At 69.8% G+C, this 16,175-nt stretch carries 15 protein-coding genes; 9 read left to right on the top strand and 6 right to left on the bottom strand.

Annotated features, from left to right (window positions below):
* The first annotated feature begins 434 nt into the window (after positions 1–434).
* From ACCP09_RS00575 to ACCP09_RS00565, 3 genes are all read left to right on the top strand, one after another.
* Positions 435–2,759: a molybdopterin cofactor-binding domain-containing protein gene (locus ACCP09_RS00575; protein ID WP_027934959.1), complete on the top strand. Its 2,325-nt coding sequence runs from the start codon at positions 435–437 to the stop codon at positions 2,757–2,759.
* Positions 2,760–2,769: 10 nt separating this feature from the next.
* On the top strand, positions 2,770–3,246 hold the full coding sequence (locus ACCP09_RS00570; protein ID WP_020421029.1) for a (2Fe-2S)-binding protein: 477 nt from the start codon (positions 2,770–2,772) through the stop codon (positions 3,244–3,246).
* Between the two features lie 130 nt (positions 3,247–3,376).
* The gene (locus ACCP09_RS00565; RefSeq protein WP_027934961.1) at positions 3,377–4,576 is read left to right on the top strand and encodes a PucR family transcriptional regulator; all 1,200 of its coding nucleotides are present in this window, start codon (positions 3,377–3,379) and stop codon (positions 4,574–4,576) included.
* Here the strand turns inward: ACCP09_RS00565 and ACCP09_RS00560 are convergent.
* Positions 4,573–4,830, bottom strand: a complete 258-nt coding sequence (locus ACCP09_RS00560; protein ID WP_027934962.1) for a DUF4235 domain-containing protein — start codon at positions 4,828–4,830, stop codon at positions 4,573–4,575. The genes ACCP09_RS00565 and ACCP09_RS00560 overlap by 4 nt on opposite strands.
* A gap of 132 nt (positions 4,831–4,962) precedes the next feature.
* Between ACCP09_RS00560 and ACCP09_RS00555 the strand changes: the two genes are divergently transcribed.
* The 5 genes from ACCP09_RS00555 (at position 4,963) to ACCP09_RS00535 (ending at position 8,535) form a co-directional block, all read left to right on the top strand.
* Positions 4,963–5,331: a cold-shock protein gene (locus ACCP09_RS00555; protein WP_020421026.1), complete on the top strand. Its 369-nt coding sequence runs from the start codon at positions 4,963–4,965 to the stop codon at positions 5,329–5,331.
* 37 nt (positions 5,332–5,368) lie between these two features.
* Positions 5,369–6,559: a zinc-dependent alcohol dehydrogenase gene (locus ACCP09_RS00550; protein ID WP_027934963.1), complete on the top strand. Its 1,191-nt coding sequence runs from the start codon at positions 5,369–5,371 to the stop codon at positions 6,557–6,559.
* Positions 6,560–6,696: 137 nt separating this feature from the next.
* Entirely contained in the window at positions 6,697–7,374 is a 678-nt protein-coding gene (locus ACCP09_RS00545) for a PAS and ANTAR domain-containing protein (RefSeq protein ID WP_123685480.1), read from the top strand.
* Positions 7,375–7,429: 55 nt separating this feature from the next.
* Positions 7,430–7,894: an SRPBCC family protein gene (locus ACCP09_RS00540; RefSeq protein WP_027934965.1), complete on the top strand. Its 465-nt coding sequence runs from the start codon at positions 7,430–7,432 to the stop codon at positions 7,892–7,894.
* Positions 7,894–8,535 (top strand): UdgX family uracil-DNA binding protein, encoded by a 642-nt coding sequence (locus tag ACCP09_RS00535; RefSeq protein ID WP_123685481.1) that lies wholly within the window; start codon positions 7,894–7,896, stop codon positions 8,533–8,535. Before ACCP09_RS00540 ends, ACCP09_RS00535 begins: the two co-directional genes overlap by 1 nt.
* A 231-nt stretch (positions 8,536–8,766) precedes the next feature.
* On the opposite strand, the gene ACCP09_RS00530 is transcribed toward ACCP09_RS00535, so the two are convergent.
* From ACCP09_RS00530 to ACCP09_RS00510, 5 genes are read right to left on the bottom strand one after another with little or no spacing between them, the layout of a single operon-like run.
* The gene (locus tag ACCP09_RS00530) at positions 8,767–9,330 is read right to left on the bottom strand and encodes a hemerythrin domain-containing protein (RefSeq protein ID WP_123685482.1); all 564 of its coding nucleotides are present in this window, start codon (positions 9,328–9,330) and stop codon (positions 8,767–8,769) included.
* Positions 9,331–9,364: 34 nt separating this feature from the next.
* Complete coding sequence (locus tag ACCP09_RS00525; RefSeq protein ID WP_433742453.1) at positions 9,365–10,642, bottom strand: cytochrome P450; 1,278 nt, start codon at positions 10,640–10,642, stop codon at positions 9,365–9,367.
* Complete coding sequence (locus ACCP09_RS00520; protein WP_433742451.1) at positions 10,639–11,541, bottom strand: alpha/beta hydrolase; 903 nt, start codon at positions 11,539–11,541, stop codon at positions 10,639–10,641. The genes ACCP09_RS00525 and ACCP09_RS00520 overlap by 4 nt, the downstream gene beginning before the upstream one ends.
* Before the next feature lie 34 nt (positions 11,542–11,575).
* On the bottom strand, positions 11,576–13,600 hold the full coding sequence (locus ACCP09_RS00515; protein WP_433742449.1) for a CocE/NonD family hydrolase: 2,025 nt from the start codon (positions 13,598–13,600) through the stop codon (positions 11,576–11,578).
* Positions 13,601–13,606: 6 nt separating this feature from the next.
* Positions 13,607–14,890 carry an ATP-grasp domain-containing protein gene (locus ACCP09_RS00510; protein WP_433742447.1) on the bottom strand — a complete coding sequence of 428 codons (1,284 nt, stop codon included), beginning with the start codon at positions 14,888–14,890 and terminating at the stop codon, positions 13,607–13,609.
* A 65-nt stretch (positions 14,891–14,955) separates the two neighbouring features.
* Between ACCP09_RS00510 and ACCP09_RS00505 the strand changes: the two genes are divergently transcribed.
* Positions 14,956–16,014: a DNA polymerase ligase N-terminal domain-containing protein gene (locus ACCP09_RS00505; RefSeq protein ID WP_433742445.1), complete on the top strand. Its 1,059-nt coding sequence runs from the start codon at positions 14,956–14,958 to the stop codon at positions 16,012–16,014.
* The last annotated feature ends 161 nt before the right edge of the window (positions 16,015–16,175 follow it).

The raw sequence follows: 16,175 nt of genomic DNA, 5'->3' as shown, positions 1-16,175 counted from the left end.
CCGCGCGAGGTGGTCAGTCGTGCCCGCGCGAGGCACACAGTCCCGCCCCCCGCGACGTGGTCAGTCGCACCCGCGCGAGTGGGCCAGTCGTGCCCGCGCGTAGGCGCACAGTCCCGCCCGCGCGAGGTGGTCAGTCGTGCCCGCGCGAAGCGCCCAGTCGTACCCCCACGAGGGCCCCTCGTCCGGCGCACCCGCCTCCCCCGCCGCAACGCAGACGCCCACCGCCCACCCGAACCATTGATCGACCGTCGCGATCAGTGGGCCGTCCGGCGCAACCGGATACGACGTTCGGCTGTGTTCGCGTCACAGTTGTGTGGCACGAGACTGTCACCCGGTCACAGAGATGCCCCGGCGCGGCTACGGACCGTTGACCACCGTCGAACCCGATTCCTATCGTGACCGCGATCAACGTGGATCTCGGAAGGACACTCTCGATGGCGCATCAACGGCGATCGCCCGCGTCCGGGGACGGGGCTCCGTCCCTGGAACGGCGCCGGTTCCTCGGCTACCTCCTCGCGGCGCCCACCCTCGCCGTCGCGGCGAAGCTCGGCGGTGATCTGGCCTCCCCGGCCCCGGCCGAAGCCGCGATCCCCACCCTCCCCGGGGCCGCCGACATCCTGGACCTCGGCGACGCCCTGACCCTCGCGGCGATGCCGACCTCCAACCTCATCGCGATCCAGCTCAACCGCGACGACACGGTCTCCTTCGCGGTGCCGCGCGCCGAGGTCGGACAGGGCATCACCACCACCATCGCGATGCTCATCGCCGAGGAGATGGACCTGCCGCTGAGCAAGGTGGGCGTCAACCTCGCCGACGCCCGCCCCGAACTGGTCTTCAACCAGCTCACCGGCGGCTCCAACTCGGTGCGCTCGCTCTACACCCCGGTCCGCACCGCGGCCGCTATCGCGCGCGCCCGCCTCCTGGCCACCGCCGCCGAGCAGTGGAAGGTCGACGCCGCCACGCTCACCACCCGCGACGGCGTCATCCGCTCCGCTACCGGCCGCACGGCGACCTACGGCTCGCTCGCCGAAGCCGCCGCCAGCGCCCGCACCGAGGAAACCAGCGCGACGCTGAAGAAGACCTCCGAGTTCCGCATCATCGGCAAACCCACCGGCCGCATCGACGCGCTCGAGGCGGTCACCGGGCGCAAGCAGTTCACCATGGACCTCCAGGTCCCGAACGCCAAGCCGACCATGGTCTGCCGCCCGCCGACGATCAACGGCACCGTCAAGGCCGTGCACAACCTCGCCGAGGTGAAGGCGATGCCGGGCGTCACCGACGTCGCCACCGTCTCCACCGGCGTCGCCGTGCGGGCCGAGACCTTCGGGCAGTGCATCGACGCCATCCGGGCGCTCAAGGTGGACTGGGGACCGGGCACAGTGGACGGTGAGACCGACGCCTCGGTCGAGCGGAAACTGCGCGCCGCCGCGCTCCCGATGACCGTGCCGCCGGTGCTGACCCAGTCGATCGACGCCGAGTTCGTGTTCGCCTTCGCCAGCAACAGCGCGCTGGAAACCAACTGCGCCATCGCCGACGTCCGCGCCGACCGCGCCGAGATCTGGTCCGGCCTCAAATCGCCGATCACCACGCAAGAACAGATCGCGCTGAAGCTCGGCCTGCCCATCCCGGCGGTCAAGGTGCACGTCGTCACCGGCGGCGGTTCCTTCGGCCGCAAGCTGTTCGGCGACGCCGCGATCGAAGCCGCGGAGATCTCCAAGAAGATGGGCAAGCCCGTCAAGCTCATGTGGCACCGCGCCGACGACGCCCGCCACGGCCGCACGCACCCGATGTGCATCTCCCGCGTCCGGGTCAACCACGCGCTCGGCAACGTCGTCAGCTACGAGCAGCGGCACACCAGCGTCACCACCGACTTCGGCCACGGCCTCGGCGAGATCCTCACCGCGGTCGCCGCGAAACTCCCGGTCGGCGACATCGGGTTCTCCCAGACGGTGTTCATGCTGTCCACGTCGATGCCGTACAACTTCGGCGCGGCCACGCAGCTGCTCAACGAGGTGCCGCTGAAGTTCCACACCTCCAGCATGCGCAACGTCTACTCGCCGAACGTGGTCTGCGCGCGCGAGCTGATCGTCGACCAGCTGGCCGCGAAGATGGGCCAGGACCCGCTGACCTTCCGCCGGAACTTCCTCAAGGACGACCGCATCCGCAAGGTCCTCGACAAGGCCGCCGAGGTCGGCAACTGGGGCCGGAAGATGCCCGCCGGCACGGCACAGGGCATCGCGCTGCACCACGAGTACAAGAGCGTCAGCGCGGTCCTGATGGAGATCGACTGCCGCCCCGAGACGGTCAACCGCAAGATCCGCAACGGGGTCGCGGGCCCACGCGTCACCAAGGCCGTCGCGGTCGTGGACGCCGGCCTGCCGATCAACCCGAAGGGCCTGGAGGCGCAGACGATCGGCTGCGTCAACGACGGCATCGCGATGGCGCTCACCTCCAGCCTGCACATCGACAACGGCCTGCCGCTGGAAGCGAGCTGGGACAACTACTTCTACACCCGGCAGTGGAACACGCCGCCGGAGATGGAGGTCGTGGTCATGCCCGCGACCACCGGTGAGCCCGGTGGCGCCGGGGAGCTCGCCGTCGCCAGCTCGTTCGCCGCGGCCGCCTGCGCCTACGGCCGCGCGGTGGGGAAGATGCCGACCCGCTTCCCGATCAACCACGGCACGCTGAGCTTCGAGCCGAAGCCGAAGGTGCCGCCGGTGCCCGAATCGCCGGTCGACGGCCTGGCCTACACGTTCTGAGGAGCCTTCGTTGTCCCAACACACTTTCCTGGTCAACGGCACGCGGGTCACGGTCGACGCCGACGACAAGGTCCGGTTGCTCTGGGTGCTGCGCGACCTGCTCGGCATCACCGGTCCGAAGTACGGCTGCGGCATCAACGTGTGCAAGGCGTGCACGAGCCACATCAACGGCAAGGCGTTCAACCCGTGCTCGGTGCCGGTGTCGGCGATCGGCCCGGACGACGAGATCACCACGATCGAAGGCCTGGCCGACCCGGCCACCGGTGAGCTGCACCCGATGCAGCAGGCCTGGATCGACCGGGACGTCGCCCAGTGCGGCTACTGCCAGCCCGGCCAGATCATGGCGGCCATCGCCAAGGTCAAGCAGGCCCGCGCCGAAGGACGGGAGATCAGCGACTCCGACTTCGAGGAGATCCGCAACATCTGCCGCTGCGGCACCTACTCCCGCATCCGCGAGGCGGTGAAGAGCGCGGCCAGCCAGATGTGAACCGCACTTGCGGCACCACTGCCCCGCAATCCGCCGCGATTGCGGGGCTGTGTCATGCCAATGCGCAACCTTGGACACTTTCGTGTTAGATGTCCACTCGCGAGCCCTCGACGGGGAGGACGGACATCTCATGAGGTACACGGGCGCCGAACCCGCGGTGGCAGGCCTGGCCGGCCGGGCACTGACGCGGTTGCCGGAGATGACCAAGGCGACCTACGAGCAGATCGTCGAGGAGATGGCCGTCTACCGCGAGGAGCGGTTCGTCTCGCACGCCGACCTGTTCGCCTCGTGCCGGGACAACCTGCAGTTCCTCGTCCGCGCCCTGGCCGAGCCCGGCGCGCCCGACCTGTCCAAGGCGCGGGCGACCGGGCGCGAGCGCGCGCTGGCGGGCGCGCCGTTGCCGGAGATGCTGCGCGCGTTCCGGATCGGGTTCACCGAGGTGTGGCAGTGCTTCGTCGAGCTGACCGCGCCCGCGCAGGACGTCGCGACCCTGGTCTCGGCGACCACCGCCATCTGGGACCTGATGGACGACTACATCGAGGAGCTCACCTCGACCTACCGCGCGACGGTCGCCGAGATCAGCCGCACCAGGCAGAACCGCAGGCTGGCACTCGTCGAGGCCCTGTTCACCGGCGGCAGCACGACCGAGGGCACGCTGTGGGACATCGCCCGGATGCTCGACCTGCCGCTCGAGGGCTCGTTCGTCGTCGTCGCCGCGGAAACCCCCGGGCTGGGCCAGGAGGCGCTGCCGCTGATCGAGGTCCGGCTGCGGGAGCGGCACCACGCGTCCGCGTGGCGGCTCACGCCGGAGCTGCAGATCGGGGTCGTGTCGGTGCGCGATCCCGACCAGGTGCTGGAGCTGCTGCGGGAGAACCCGCGCGGCCGGGTCGGGATGAGCCCCGTGTTCACCGGCCTCGGCGACACCGCCCGCGCCCTGCACCTCGCCCGGGTCGCGCTGTCCAGCCTGCCCGCGGGGACGAAGGACGTGGCGCGGTTCCACGAGTCGCCGCTGGCCGGGCTGGTGGCGAGCGACCCGGAGGCATCGGCGCAGCTGGCCGGCCAGGTGCTGCGGCCGCTCCTCGAGCTGCCCGGCGAGGAGGGCAACGTGCTGCTGCTGACGCTGCGCGCGTGGTTCGACTGCGGCGGGTCGACCAAGCAGATCGCCGAGCGGGTCTACTGCCACCCGAACACGGTGCGGCACCGGTTGAAGCGGATCACGGACGTGTTGGGCAGGTCATTGAGCGACCCGTCCGACATCGCGGAACTCGGCACGGCCCTGCGCGCACTCGCCATGTTCGGCGACTCAGCCCGCAGAGCCGTGCGGAGCTAGTCCAGCTTCTTGCCGGTCGCCTTGGTGAACGCCTTGGCGCCGGCGCGGTCGACCGCCGCCTTGACGCCGCCGAAGATCGCTCCCTGCAGCACCGCCGCGAGGAGCACCTCCTTGGTGGAGTAGTCGGACGACGTGGCCTCCGGCGCGTCGTCCTCGCCGGTCGCCGCCTTCCAGGCCTGCTTGAACAGCATCCCGGCAAGCACCCCGCCGAGCGCGCTCACGGCCAGGCTCAGCGGTTTGTACAGCAGTTTCATCCCGTCACCTCTCCACAGTGGACCCGGCTCCACCCGTCCGGGTACCCGGAGTTCCGCTCCGTGACACTTGCACGTTGTGCAGGCGCGGCCAGGGGCGTACTTTGGCGCGATACTGCGCCGGGAGGGTGGCTGGTGGTAAGGGGCAAGGTCGTCCGCTTCGACGACATGCGCGGGTACGGGTTCGTGGCGCCGGAGGGGGGTGGCGAGGACGTCTTCATGCACGTCAACGACCTCGACGTGGACAAACGCCTGATCGCCCCCGGCGTGGTCGTGGAGTTCACCGTCGAGGACGGCGAGCGCGGGCTCAAGGCGTCGGGCATCCGGCTGGTGCGCCAGGCCGGCGACGACGACGGCGAGGACCCGTACGTGACCCGCGACTTCCGCGGCGAGCTGACGGAGGCGCTGCTCACCGGCGTCCCGACGCTCACCGCCGAGGAGGTCCTCCGGGTCCGCCGCGTCGTCCTCGAACTCGTCCACGACCACGGCTGGCTCGGCGGATAGATGTTTTCCCGCCCGTCGTGCGGGCACACGAACGGGCATGAAGGCTGTTACCTGGCACGGCAAGCGTGACGTCCGAGTCGACGAGGTCCCGGACCCACGGATCGAGGAGCCAACGGACGCGATCGTCCGCATCACCTCGACCGGCATCTGCGGCTCCGACCTGCACCTGTACGAGGTGCTCGGGCCGTTCATGGGCGAGGGCGACATCCTCGGCCACGAGCCGATGGGCATCGTCGAGGAGGTCGGTTCCGGCGTCACGAACATCAAGCCGGGCGACCGCGTCGTGGTGCCGTTCAACATCTCCTGCGGCCACTGCTTCATGTGCGACCAGGGCCTGCAGTCGCAGTGCGAGACCACCCAGGTGACCCGGAAGGGCAAGGGCGGCGCGCTGTTCGGCTACACCAAGCTCTACGGGCAGGTGCCCGGCGGTCAGGCCGAGTACCTGCGCGTGCCGCAGGCCCACTACGGGCCGGTCAAGGTGCCCGAGGGCCCCTCCGACGAGCGGTTCGTCTACCTCTCCGACGTCGTGCCCACCGCCTGGCAGGCCGTCGAATACGCGGGGATCCCCGACGGCGGCAGCGTGGTGGTGTTCGGGCTCGGCCCGATCGGGCAGATGTCCTGCCGCATCGCCGCGCACCGCGGCGCGGGCAAGGTGATCGGCGTCGACCTGGTGCCGGAGCGGCTGGCGCTGGCCGAGCGGTACGGCTTCACCACCGTGGACGCCAAGGCGGTGAAGGACGTGCCGGGCGTGGTGCGGGAGATGACCGGCGGCCGCGGCGCGGACTCGGTGATCGACGCGGTCGGCATGGAGGCCCACGGCGCGCCGCTGGGCAAGCTCACCCACCAGATGGTGGGGCTGCTGCCGGACCAGATCGCCGCGCCCCTGATGGAGAAGGGCGGCGTGGACCGGCTCGCGGTGCTGCACCAGGCCATCGCCGCGGTGCGCCGCGGCGGCACGATCTCGCTGTCCGGCGTCTACGGCGGCATGCTCGACCCGATGCCGATGATGGACCTGTTCGACAAGCAGATCCAGCTGCGGATGGGCCAGGCGAACGTGCGGCGGTGGACCGACGACGTGCTGCCGCTGGTGAGCGACGACGCCGACCCGCTCGGCGTCGAGGACCTCGCCACCCACAAGCTGCCGCTCGAGGACGCGCCGCGCGCCTACCGGATGTTCCAGCAGAAGCAGGACGGGGCGATCAAGATCCTCTTGCAGCCTTCGGCGTGACGAACGCGGCACGCGAGGATTTCCGGACAGCGGAGCGTAGCCCCGGATGATCACCCGGCTATGATCTGGCTCCCTGGGATTGTCCAGCAGCGTGGCACCCGTGTTCGAAGCAACTCCACTGCAGGAGCCGTACACGCATGTCCACGCCCCGGAAGCCGGACCCCCTGTCCGACCTCCCCGCAGGCCAGAGCGCCGATCAGGTCGGGATGTACCACTGGGACATCCGGGCCGCGAAGTGGACCTGGTCCTCGGAGATCCACCTGATGTACGGCTACCAGCCCGGATCGGTCGAACCGGGCCTGGACCTGGTCACCAAGCACGGCCACCCGACCGACCGGCGGCAGCTGGCCGAGGTGTTCGACGAGGCCCGCCGCACCGGTCAGCCGTTCAGCGCGCAGCAGCGCATCCTCGCCGCGGACGAGAGCACCCGCGCGGTGGTCGTGGTCGGCGACGTCGAGGAGGAGGACGGCGAGGTCGTCGGCGTGCACGGGTACTACGTCGACCTGACCACGTCCCGGATCCGCGAGGCCGAGCAGTTGTCCGAGCTGGCGGGCGAGGCGGCCGGGCTGCAGCGCGCGATGGCCTCGCGCGCCACGATCGAGCAGGCCAAGGGCATGATCATGCTCGCCTACGGCCACGACTCGGCAGGCGCGTTCGAGCTGCTCATCCGCGTGTCGCAGCAGAGCAACGTCAAGCTCCGCGACCTGGCCGACCGGCTCGTCGAGGCCGTGCACGCGTCCGGCCAGCCGCCTGCGCAGGCGCGTGCCCACCTTGAAACGATTCTGGCGCGATTGTCGGCGGCGGAGGACGTGTAACCGGCGAGTCTCGAGGTACCCGGAACGTGACACGGGTGAAAGGAGACATGCCGCAATGAGCACGATCACCGAGTCCGTTGACGTGAACGTCGACGTCCGCACCGCCTACAACCAGTGGACCCAGTTCGAGTCCTTCCCTGAGTTCATGGAGGGCGTCGAGGAGATCCGCCAGCTCGACGACACGCACACGCACTGGGTGACCAAGATCGGTGGCGCGAAGCGCGAGTTCGACGCGACGATCACCGAGCAGCACCCCGACGAGCGGGTCGCCTGGCGGTCCGACTCCGGCCCGAGCCACGCCGGCGTCATCACGTTCCACCGGATCGACGACCGGAAGACGCGGGTGACCGCGCAGATGGACATCGACCCCGAGGGCTTCGTCGAGCAGGCCGCCGACAAGCTCGGCATCCTGGACCGTCGCGTGCATGGCGACATGGAGCGCTTCAAGGCGTTCATCGAGAAGCGCGGCGGTCAGGAGACCGGCGCGTGGCGGGGTGACGTGGACCGTCCCGGCCGCTGATGGCTACCAAGACGCAGCGGACCGCCGCCGAGTTCGTGCCGGACAGCCGATCGCTGGACCGGCTCCGCTCGGCGGCGCTCGGCTGTCAGGGATGCGACCTGTACCGCGACGCCACCCAGACGGTGTTCGGCGACGGGCCCGCGCCGGCGAAGGTCATGATGCTCGGCGAGCAGCCGGGGGACCGCGAGGACGTCGCGGGGGAGCCGTTCGTCGGGCCGGCGGGCCGGTTGCTGGACCGGGCGCTGGAGGAGGCCGGGGTCGACCGGTCGCAGGTGTACGTGACCAACGCGGTCAAGCACTTCAAGTTCGTGCGGGCCGAGCGGGGGAAGCAGCGGATCCACAAGAAACCCTCGCGCGGGGAGATCGTGGCGTGCCGTCCCTGGCTGGTGGCCGAACTTGAGGCCGTGCAGCCCTCGGTGGTGGTCCTGCTGGGGGCGACCGCGGCGTCGTCGCTGATGGGGCCGTCGTTCCGGGTCACGGCGCATCGTGGGGAGTTGTTGCCCGCGCCCGAGGAGTTTTCCGGGCGGCCGGAGCGGGTGCTGGCTACCGTGCATCCGTCGTCGGTGCTGCGGGCTCCGGATCGGGATGAGGCGTTCGCGGCGTTGGTGAAGGATTTGCGGGCTGTGCCTGACGTGATGTGACGGCTTGCGGTGGCTGGGGGTCGCCTCGCTTCGCATCGGCGTGGATTCGACTGGGCGGGCCCTTCGTTTTTGAGCGTCTTAGGGATGGCGGGGACGAAGGGGCAGGGAGGGGTTTAAGGGTCTTGGTGGCGCTTGGGTGCCTTGGGTTGCGTTTCGGGTGCCTTGGGTTGCGTTTCGGGACTGAGGGGAAGGCCCCTCGCCTGTTGGTGAGGGGCCTCCTGGCGTGCGTGGTCAGGTGTTGCGCTTGCTCAGGCCGTCGCGGATCTTGTCGATCAGACCGGCCCCGGGGTCGAGGATCAGGTTCATCGGGGGGCGGTCCGGCGCGGCCGGGTGGGGGCGGGTCGGCGCCATCTTCTTCGCCTTCGCCACCTTGTCACCCAGGTCGCGCAGCTCGTCCGGCGAGCAGGCGGACTGCAGCTTCGGCAGCAGGTCCTTCTCCTCGTCCTCGATGTGGTGCCGGATGTCGTCCATCAACTGGCGCATCAGCTCGTCGAACCGGGGGTCGGTCGCGGGCACGTCCTCAAGCTGCTTCATGACCTCCTCGGCTTCCGCGTGCTCCTCCAGCTCGTGGTCGGCCAGCTCGTCGCCGTTCTCCAGGTGCTTGCGCGCCGCCGGGTACATGAACTGCTCCTCGGCGACCGAGTGGCGCACCAGCTCGGCGATCACGTGGTCGGCCAGGTCCCGGCGGTGCTCGGGGGTGCCCGCGCCGGCCTCCAGCTCCGTGAAGACACGTTCGATGTGGCGGTGATCGGAGATGATCAACGCGATCAGATCGGGTTTCTCTGCGGCAGTCATGCGATTGCGGTACCCGTACGGGTGGAACCTAACCTCACGGATGACCGGTCAGGCGCAACGAGAAGTTGTCGAACGTGGCGGGCAGCGGGCGGCCGGGCCCGGGCTTGGGGGAGGAGTCCACTGTGTAGTCCCGGTCGCCGATCATCGTGGCCAGGACCGTCGCGGTCGTGAACAGCACCAGGTTCTTCGCCGGGCACTCACCCGGCCCCGCGCTGAACGGCACCAGCGACGGCTCCTCCTGCACCCGCCCGTCCAGCCAGATCTCCGGCACGAAGCTGTGCGCGTAGGGCAACCGCGAATCGTCCCGGTGGAACAGCGGGGCGAACACCAGCAGGCCGGTCCCGGCCGGCACCCGGTGGCCGTGCCAGTCCAGCTCCTTCGTCGTGTCCCGCAGGATCGCCGGCGTCGTCGGCCACAACCGGACCGTGTCCAGCACGCACGCGCGCAGGTAACCCAGCTCGGCGCCGGACGCGAGGTCCTGCCGCGCCTGCTGCCGCTGGGCGGGATGCGTGGCCAGCAGCGCCAGCGTGCGGAAGGTGACCATGCCGGCGGCGTCGAACGCGAACAGCCAGTGCCCGATCTGGCTGGCCACTTCGTCGTCGGCCGCGAGCCCGCCGGCCAGGCTGTCCTCCGGCGCACGGGCCAGCAGCGCGCGCACCCGGCCGAGGAACTCCTCCCGCAGCCGGCGGCGCCGCGGCAGCAGGTACGACCAGTTCGCCGACAACCGCAACCGCTCCAGCAGGTCCGTCGTCGTCTGGTCATCACGGGCGTGGTCGCCGAACACCACCCGGCGCACCATCCGCCACCACACCGGCGCGAACGTGTCCCAGTCGAGCGGGCCCGGACCCAGCGCGGCGAACTCGTCGGCGACCTTCGCCCGCACCGACGGCGCCAGGTGGTGCGTGGGGCGGCTCGTCTCCAGCGCGCGCTCGGTCCACTCCCGGCGGTGGTCGCGCTCCGGCCCCTCGGAGATCAGCACACCGTGCGGCTGGAACTGCGACAGCGCCTTCTTCTTCTCCAGGTTCGCCGGGGTGAACGGCTCCGGCGAGTCCGCCAGCACCCGACCGACGTCGTCGGGGGAGAGCACCAGCGCGAACGACCGGCCGGGCACCGCCAGGCGCAGCAGGCCGTCGCCGTGGCGGGCCCGCAGCTTCTGCAGCGTCTGCACGGCGGAGGCGTCGGCCTGCATCTTCTCCAGCAGGGTCATGACCCGCGGCCGCCGCTTGATCACCCCGCCGGCGAGCGTGGGCGCGACGACCCCGGCGAACACCTTCGCCGTCTCCGCCACCGAGGCCGTCGGCAGGCCGCTCATCGGGTCACCAGCTCCGCGATCCGGTCCAGCGCGTGCTTCGCCTCCGGGATGTTCGCGATCATCCACGCGTGGAACATGCCGCCGTACTCCCAGTACTCCAGCGGCACGCCCTGCTCCTTCGCCTTGTGGTAGAGGTTGCGCGCGTCGGCCAGCAGCACGTCCCGGGTGCCGATGAAGCAGCTCAGCGAGCCCAGCCCGCGCAGGTCGCCGTTGATGGGGCTGACCAGCTCGTTCGACGGGTCCAGGCCGCCGGCGTAGAGCCGCCCGGCCTCCCGCAGGCCGGTGACGCCCAGGTACGGGTCGTGCCGGTCGTACTCGGGCAGCGCCGGATCGGTCATCGTGATGTCCAGCCACGGCGACAGCATCACAACTTCCTTGGGTTGTGGCCGGCCCTCGTCGCGCAGCGCCCGCGCCAGCACCAGCGACAACCCGCCGCCCGCCGAGTCGCCCATCAGGACCTGGTCCCGCGGGTCCACGTCGCCCAGCACCTCCTTGTAGGTGGCGTGGATCATCGACAGCGTGTCGTCGTAGTGGCTGCCCGGCGCCAGCGGGTACAGCGGCGCGGTGACGGCGCAACCGGTCCTGGCGATCAGCCGGGCGAAGAACTTCCAGTGGTCGCCCTGGATCTGGTGCACGTACGCGCCGCCGTGGAAGTACAGGACGTGCCGGCTGGTGGCGTTCGCCCGCGGGCGCAACGTGTACACCGGGTGGCCGTGCACCTCGGCGCGGTCGACGTCGACCTGCTTGCGCACCGCGGGGGGCGGCAGCGCGTTCTCCCGCTGCTGCCGCGGCCCCATGCTCTTGTGCAGCGCGTCCACGTCGGTGAACGTGCGTTTGCGTCCGGTCAGGAGCATCTCGGCGATCAGCAGTTTCGCGTGCAGGCTCGTCTTCCCGATCACCGGTTCCGGTTACCCCTGCTCCTCCTGCGCGAAACTAGACCAGGTCGCGGGGGAACCTGCGGTGCCAGTTGCGGGAGAACACCCGGTTCGCGCCCTCGTAGCCGTCCAGCGTGGCGTGCAGCACGAACTCCTCGGGCGTGCACGACAACACGGTGTGCGTCTCGGTGCGCGCTTCCCAGTCGCCGCGCGCGAAGGTCATGCTCCACTTCGTCTCCCCTCGCACCGACGCGAAGTCGTCGGCCACCGAGCTGTACCGCTCGTAGGCGCGCCGGGAGATCTCCAGGTCGATGTCGTCCAGGCGCACCGTGCCGGAGTCCTTCACGATCTCCAGCGCCGAGCGGTAGTCCACCAGGTCACGGGACACCGTCCAGCGCTGCTCGCCCGGCTGCAGCACGGTCGTGGTCATCGGCGGCGACCCCTCGGGTTCGCCGAACACCGGCCCGGTCACCTCGTCCGATTCGCGGATCGGCCGCACCGGCAATGTCAGCGAGCTGCCCGGGGTGTGGACGGTGAGCCGCGCGGGTTCCGGGGCGGGCCACGCCAGCGGCCAGTACGAAGTGGACAGTGAGAGCCGGATCCGGTGTCCGGGCGGGAAGGCCTGCGCGACACCGTTGAGTTCCAGCTCCACCTGGTAGCGCTTGCCCGGCTCCAGCGGCCGCGGGTCGTGGTTGCTGTCGCGGTGGGTCAGGTTCAGCAGCCCGTAGGTGATGCGGGTGGCCCGGCCGTCGGGGTGCACGTCGGACAGCCGCGCCGCGACCATCGCGACCGGTTTGTCCACCGACAGCTCCAGCCGCACCTTCGGCGCGCCGAGCACCTCGCACGTCTCGGTGAGCTCGTCGCCGTCGAACACCAGCGAGCCGCCGTCCTCCTCGCGCTGGTCGTAGGGCAGGTCCGGCGGGGCGTTGTAGGAGGCCCACTTGCCGGCGAACTGCCCCACCGACAGCGGCGACTCGACGTGCAGCGCGGACTGCGGCACGTCCTCGTCCGGGCGGGCGATCCGGTGCTGTGCCAAGGGGTAGGTGCGCCAGTCGATGTGCGGTGACGGCCACTGCGGCTCACCGACCCAGCGGCCGGGGCGCTCCTCGTAGGACGTCGACGGCGGCACGCTGTCCTGCATCCAGGTCAGCAGCATCGGCCCGTCCATCGCGCCGTTGTCGCGGTCCTTGAGCCAGTGGTCCCACCACTTCACGACCTCCTGCAGGTACCCGATGGCCGGGCCGGGCTGGCCGAGGTGCGGGTACTTGTGCGACCACGGGCCGATCAGGCCCTTGCGCGGCACGGACAGGTTGGCCAGCAGGCGGGTCACGGCGTTGGAGTAGCCGTCCGCCCATCCGCTGGAGGCGAGCACCGGCACCTGCACGTCACTGTAGTTCTCGCACACCGAGGCGTGGCACCAGTACTCGTCGCGGTGCTGGTGTTCCAGCCAGGTGTCCACCCACGGGCCGACGCCCTCGGCGCGTTCCAGCCACATGTCCCGCCAGCGTTCGCCGACCAGCGCCGGGTCGGGCGGCAGGGTGCTGTAGGCGAACATCGTCCCGGCCTCGCCGAGGTTGTCCGACAGCATGCAGCCGCCCATGTAGTGGAAGTCGTCGGAGTAGCGGTCGTCGGTGAACGACGAGATGACGATGGCGCGCAGGCTGGCCGGTTTCCGCGCCGCCACCTGGAGCGCGGCGAACCCGCCCCAGGAGATGCCCATCATGCCGGTGCGGCCGTCGCACCACGGCTGATCGGCGATCCACGCCAGTACGTCCTCGGCGTCCTGCTGCTCCTGTTCGAGGTACTCGTCGGCCAGGACGCCCTCCGACTCACCCGTGCCCCGCAGGTCCACGCGCACGCAGGCGTACCCGTGGCCGGCGAGGTACGGGTGGTGGACGGAGTCCCGGACCGCGGTCAGGTCCCGCTTGCGGTACGGGATGTACTCGAGGATCCCGGGAACCGGTTCGTCGTCGGCCGACACCGGCCGCCAGATCTTCGCGGCCAGTCTCGTGCCGTCCGACACCGGTATCCAGACGTGCTCTTCCTGAGTGATCTCGTACGGCAGGGAGCGGACCTCCCGCATATCCGATCAAACCTCCTCGAACTCGAACTTCAGCGAGTCGATCGTGCGCTGGTACTTGTCCTTCAGCTCGGCTTCGCTGTCCGCGCCGACGTAGACGAAGGCGAGTTCGTAGCTGTAGCTGTCCTGGGCGTCCATTTCGGACAGGCGCTGGCCCTCGGCAGGCACGATGTCCACCTCGACGCCGGGGATGTCCCGCTGCAGCTGCTGGACCTCCTCCTCGGTGGGGATCCGCTTGACGACGCCGTCTTCGAAGCGGCGGTGGTACCACTTGGCCGCGATCTTGTACTTGCCCTTGTCGTGCGGCATGTTCGGGCGGCGGCCGAGGCCGAGCTCGATCATGTTGTAGTGGTCGGGCACGCCGTCGACGTCCTCGAAGATCTCCGCGTGCGACTGCGAGTGCCGCGGGTTGATCTCCAGCAGCTTCACGTCGCCGGTGTCCGGCTGGCAGAAGAACTCGATGGAGAACGTCGAGTTGTTGAGACCGATCTGCTCGATGACTTTCTTGGAGACGTCGAGCATCTTCTCCACGACCGGCTCGGGCAGCTGCGAGGGGTACTGGTGGCGCAGGAACGACGAGCTGTCCGGGTAGTTCAGCGAGTCCAGCGCGCCGTAGACGACGACTTCGCCGTCGTGGACGTAGCCCTCGGTGGCGGCCTGCTGCCCGGTCATCTCTTCTTCGGCGAGCGCGGCGAGCGCCCCGGCGTCGGCGATCTCCGGCGGGATGTCGATGCCGGTCACCTGGTCCAGGATGTACTGGAACGGTTTGCCGACGCGCCCGATGCCGGCACGGATCTCCTCGACGGCCTCGGCGAAGTCGTCCTCGTCCTTGACGTGGAAGGCCAGTTCGGAGGAGAACGACTTGACCGGTTTGAGCCACATCGGGAACGACAGACCTTCCGGCGGTTTCGGGTCGCCGTCGAGGTCGACCAGCGCGAACTTGGGGATCGCGTCGGTGGCCTTCTGCTGTTCGAGGCGGCTCCAGTACTTGTGCTCGCACTTGAGCACGCCTTCGAGGTTCGGGGTGGGCAGACCGAAGCGGCGGCCGAGGATCGGGACCATCGTGGTCACCGGGAAGTCCCAGTAGCCCACGATGGCGCCGATCTCGCCGTCGAAGGCCTTCAGGTCGGCCACGGCTCTGTCGATCAGGTCGGCGATGGGGATCTCGCCCTCCTGCACGTCCGCCTGCGTGAGGAGCTGGTGGTAGCGGTAGTTCTCCGCCCCCGGCACGCGTCGCAGGGTACGCAGGTTCGCGTCGTCGAGTCCCAGCACGAAGATGTTGGTTTCGCTCACCAGGAGTTGATCCCCGTTGTCGGGATCCGGTAAACACCGGCGGGTGACGGGGTAACCTCGGCCACGTGCCCGATCTCAGCGAGTATCGGCGGAAACGCGATCCGAAGCGGACGCCGGAACCGATGCCCGACCGGGTGGTGCCGCGGGGTGACGACGACGTGTTCGTGATCCAGGAGCACCACGCCCGACGGCTGCACTGGGACGTGCGTTTCGAGCGCGACGGGGTCCTGGTGTCGTGGGCGGTGCCGAAGGGGCTGCCGCAGCGCCCTGGACCGCCCCGGCTGGCGGTGCACACCGAGGACCACCCGTTGGAGTACGCGACTTTCGAGGGCGAGATCCCGAAGGGCGAGTACGGCGGCGGGAAGATGTCGATCTGGGACAGTGGCACGTACGAGGTGCTGCACTGGAACGACCACAAGGTCGAGGTCGACATGCACGGTTCCCGGGTGCGGGGCCGGTTCTTGTTCGTGAACAGTCATAAGGCGGATTCGCGGGACTGGCTGGTACGGCGGATCGATCAGGGCAGCGGCGAGGAGCTGCCGGAGTTCGTGAAGCCGATGCAGGCGCGGGCGGGTTCGCTGCCACCGGACGAGGACGGCTGGGCGTACGAGTTCCGCTGGCAGGGGGAGCGGGTGCAGGTCCGGGTGGAGGGCGGCAGGATCACGGTGCGTGACCGGACGGGCGAGGACGTCACCGTGTTGTTCCCGGAGTTGCGCACGCTGGGCGAGTCGCTGGGGGCGACGGAGGTCCTGCTGGACGGTGAGCTGATCGTGCTGGAGGAGGGCAGGCCCAGCCGGAAGGCGCTCAAGACGAGGGTTACGGCCGAGCCCCGATCGGTGAAACGACTGGTCGACCGCTCCCCGGTGCTGTTCCTGCCGTTCGACGTGCTGCACGTGGATGGGAAGTCACTGCTGGACCAACCGTACCGGAAGCGCCGGGCGAGGCTGCGGAAGCTGAAGCTGGCCGGCGAGTACTGGCGAACGCCGGAGTCATATGACGGCGGTGGGGCGGACGTCCTGGCGGCCAGCCTGGCGAACGGCCTGGGCGGCGTGACCGCGAAGCGCCTGGATTCGGTTTACGAGGCCGGAAAACGGAGTGAGGCGTGGCGAACCATCGCCAAGTAGCAACGACCAAACCGCCGCCCGGCAACACGACGAGACCAACCACCCCACCACGCAACCGCAAGCCGGCAACGCAACAGCACCGATCACCCAACCCTGCAACCGCAAGCCGGCAACGCAACAGCACCGACCACCCACCCCGCAACCGCAAGCCGGCAACGAAA

It is taken from the genome of Amycolatopsis sp. 3B14 (assembly GCF_050958625.1).
Classification (GTDB): Bacteria; Actinomycetota; Actinomycetes; order Mycobacteriales; family Pseudonocardiaceae; genus Amycolatopsis_E; species Amycolatopsis_E thermoflava.
The sequence above is the reverse complement of the archived record's forward strand: the minus strand, read 5'-3'. Positions and strand labels throughout refer to the sequence as shown.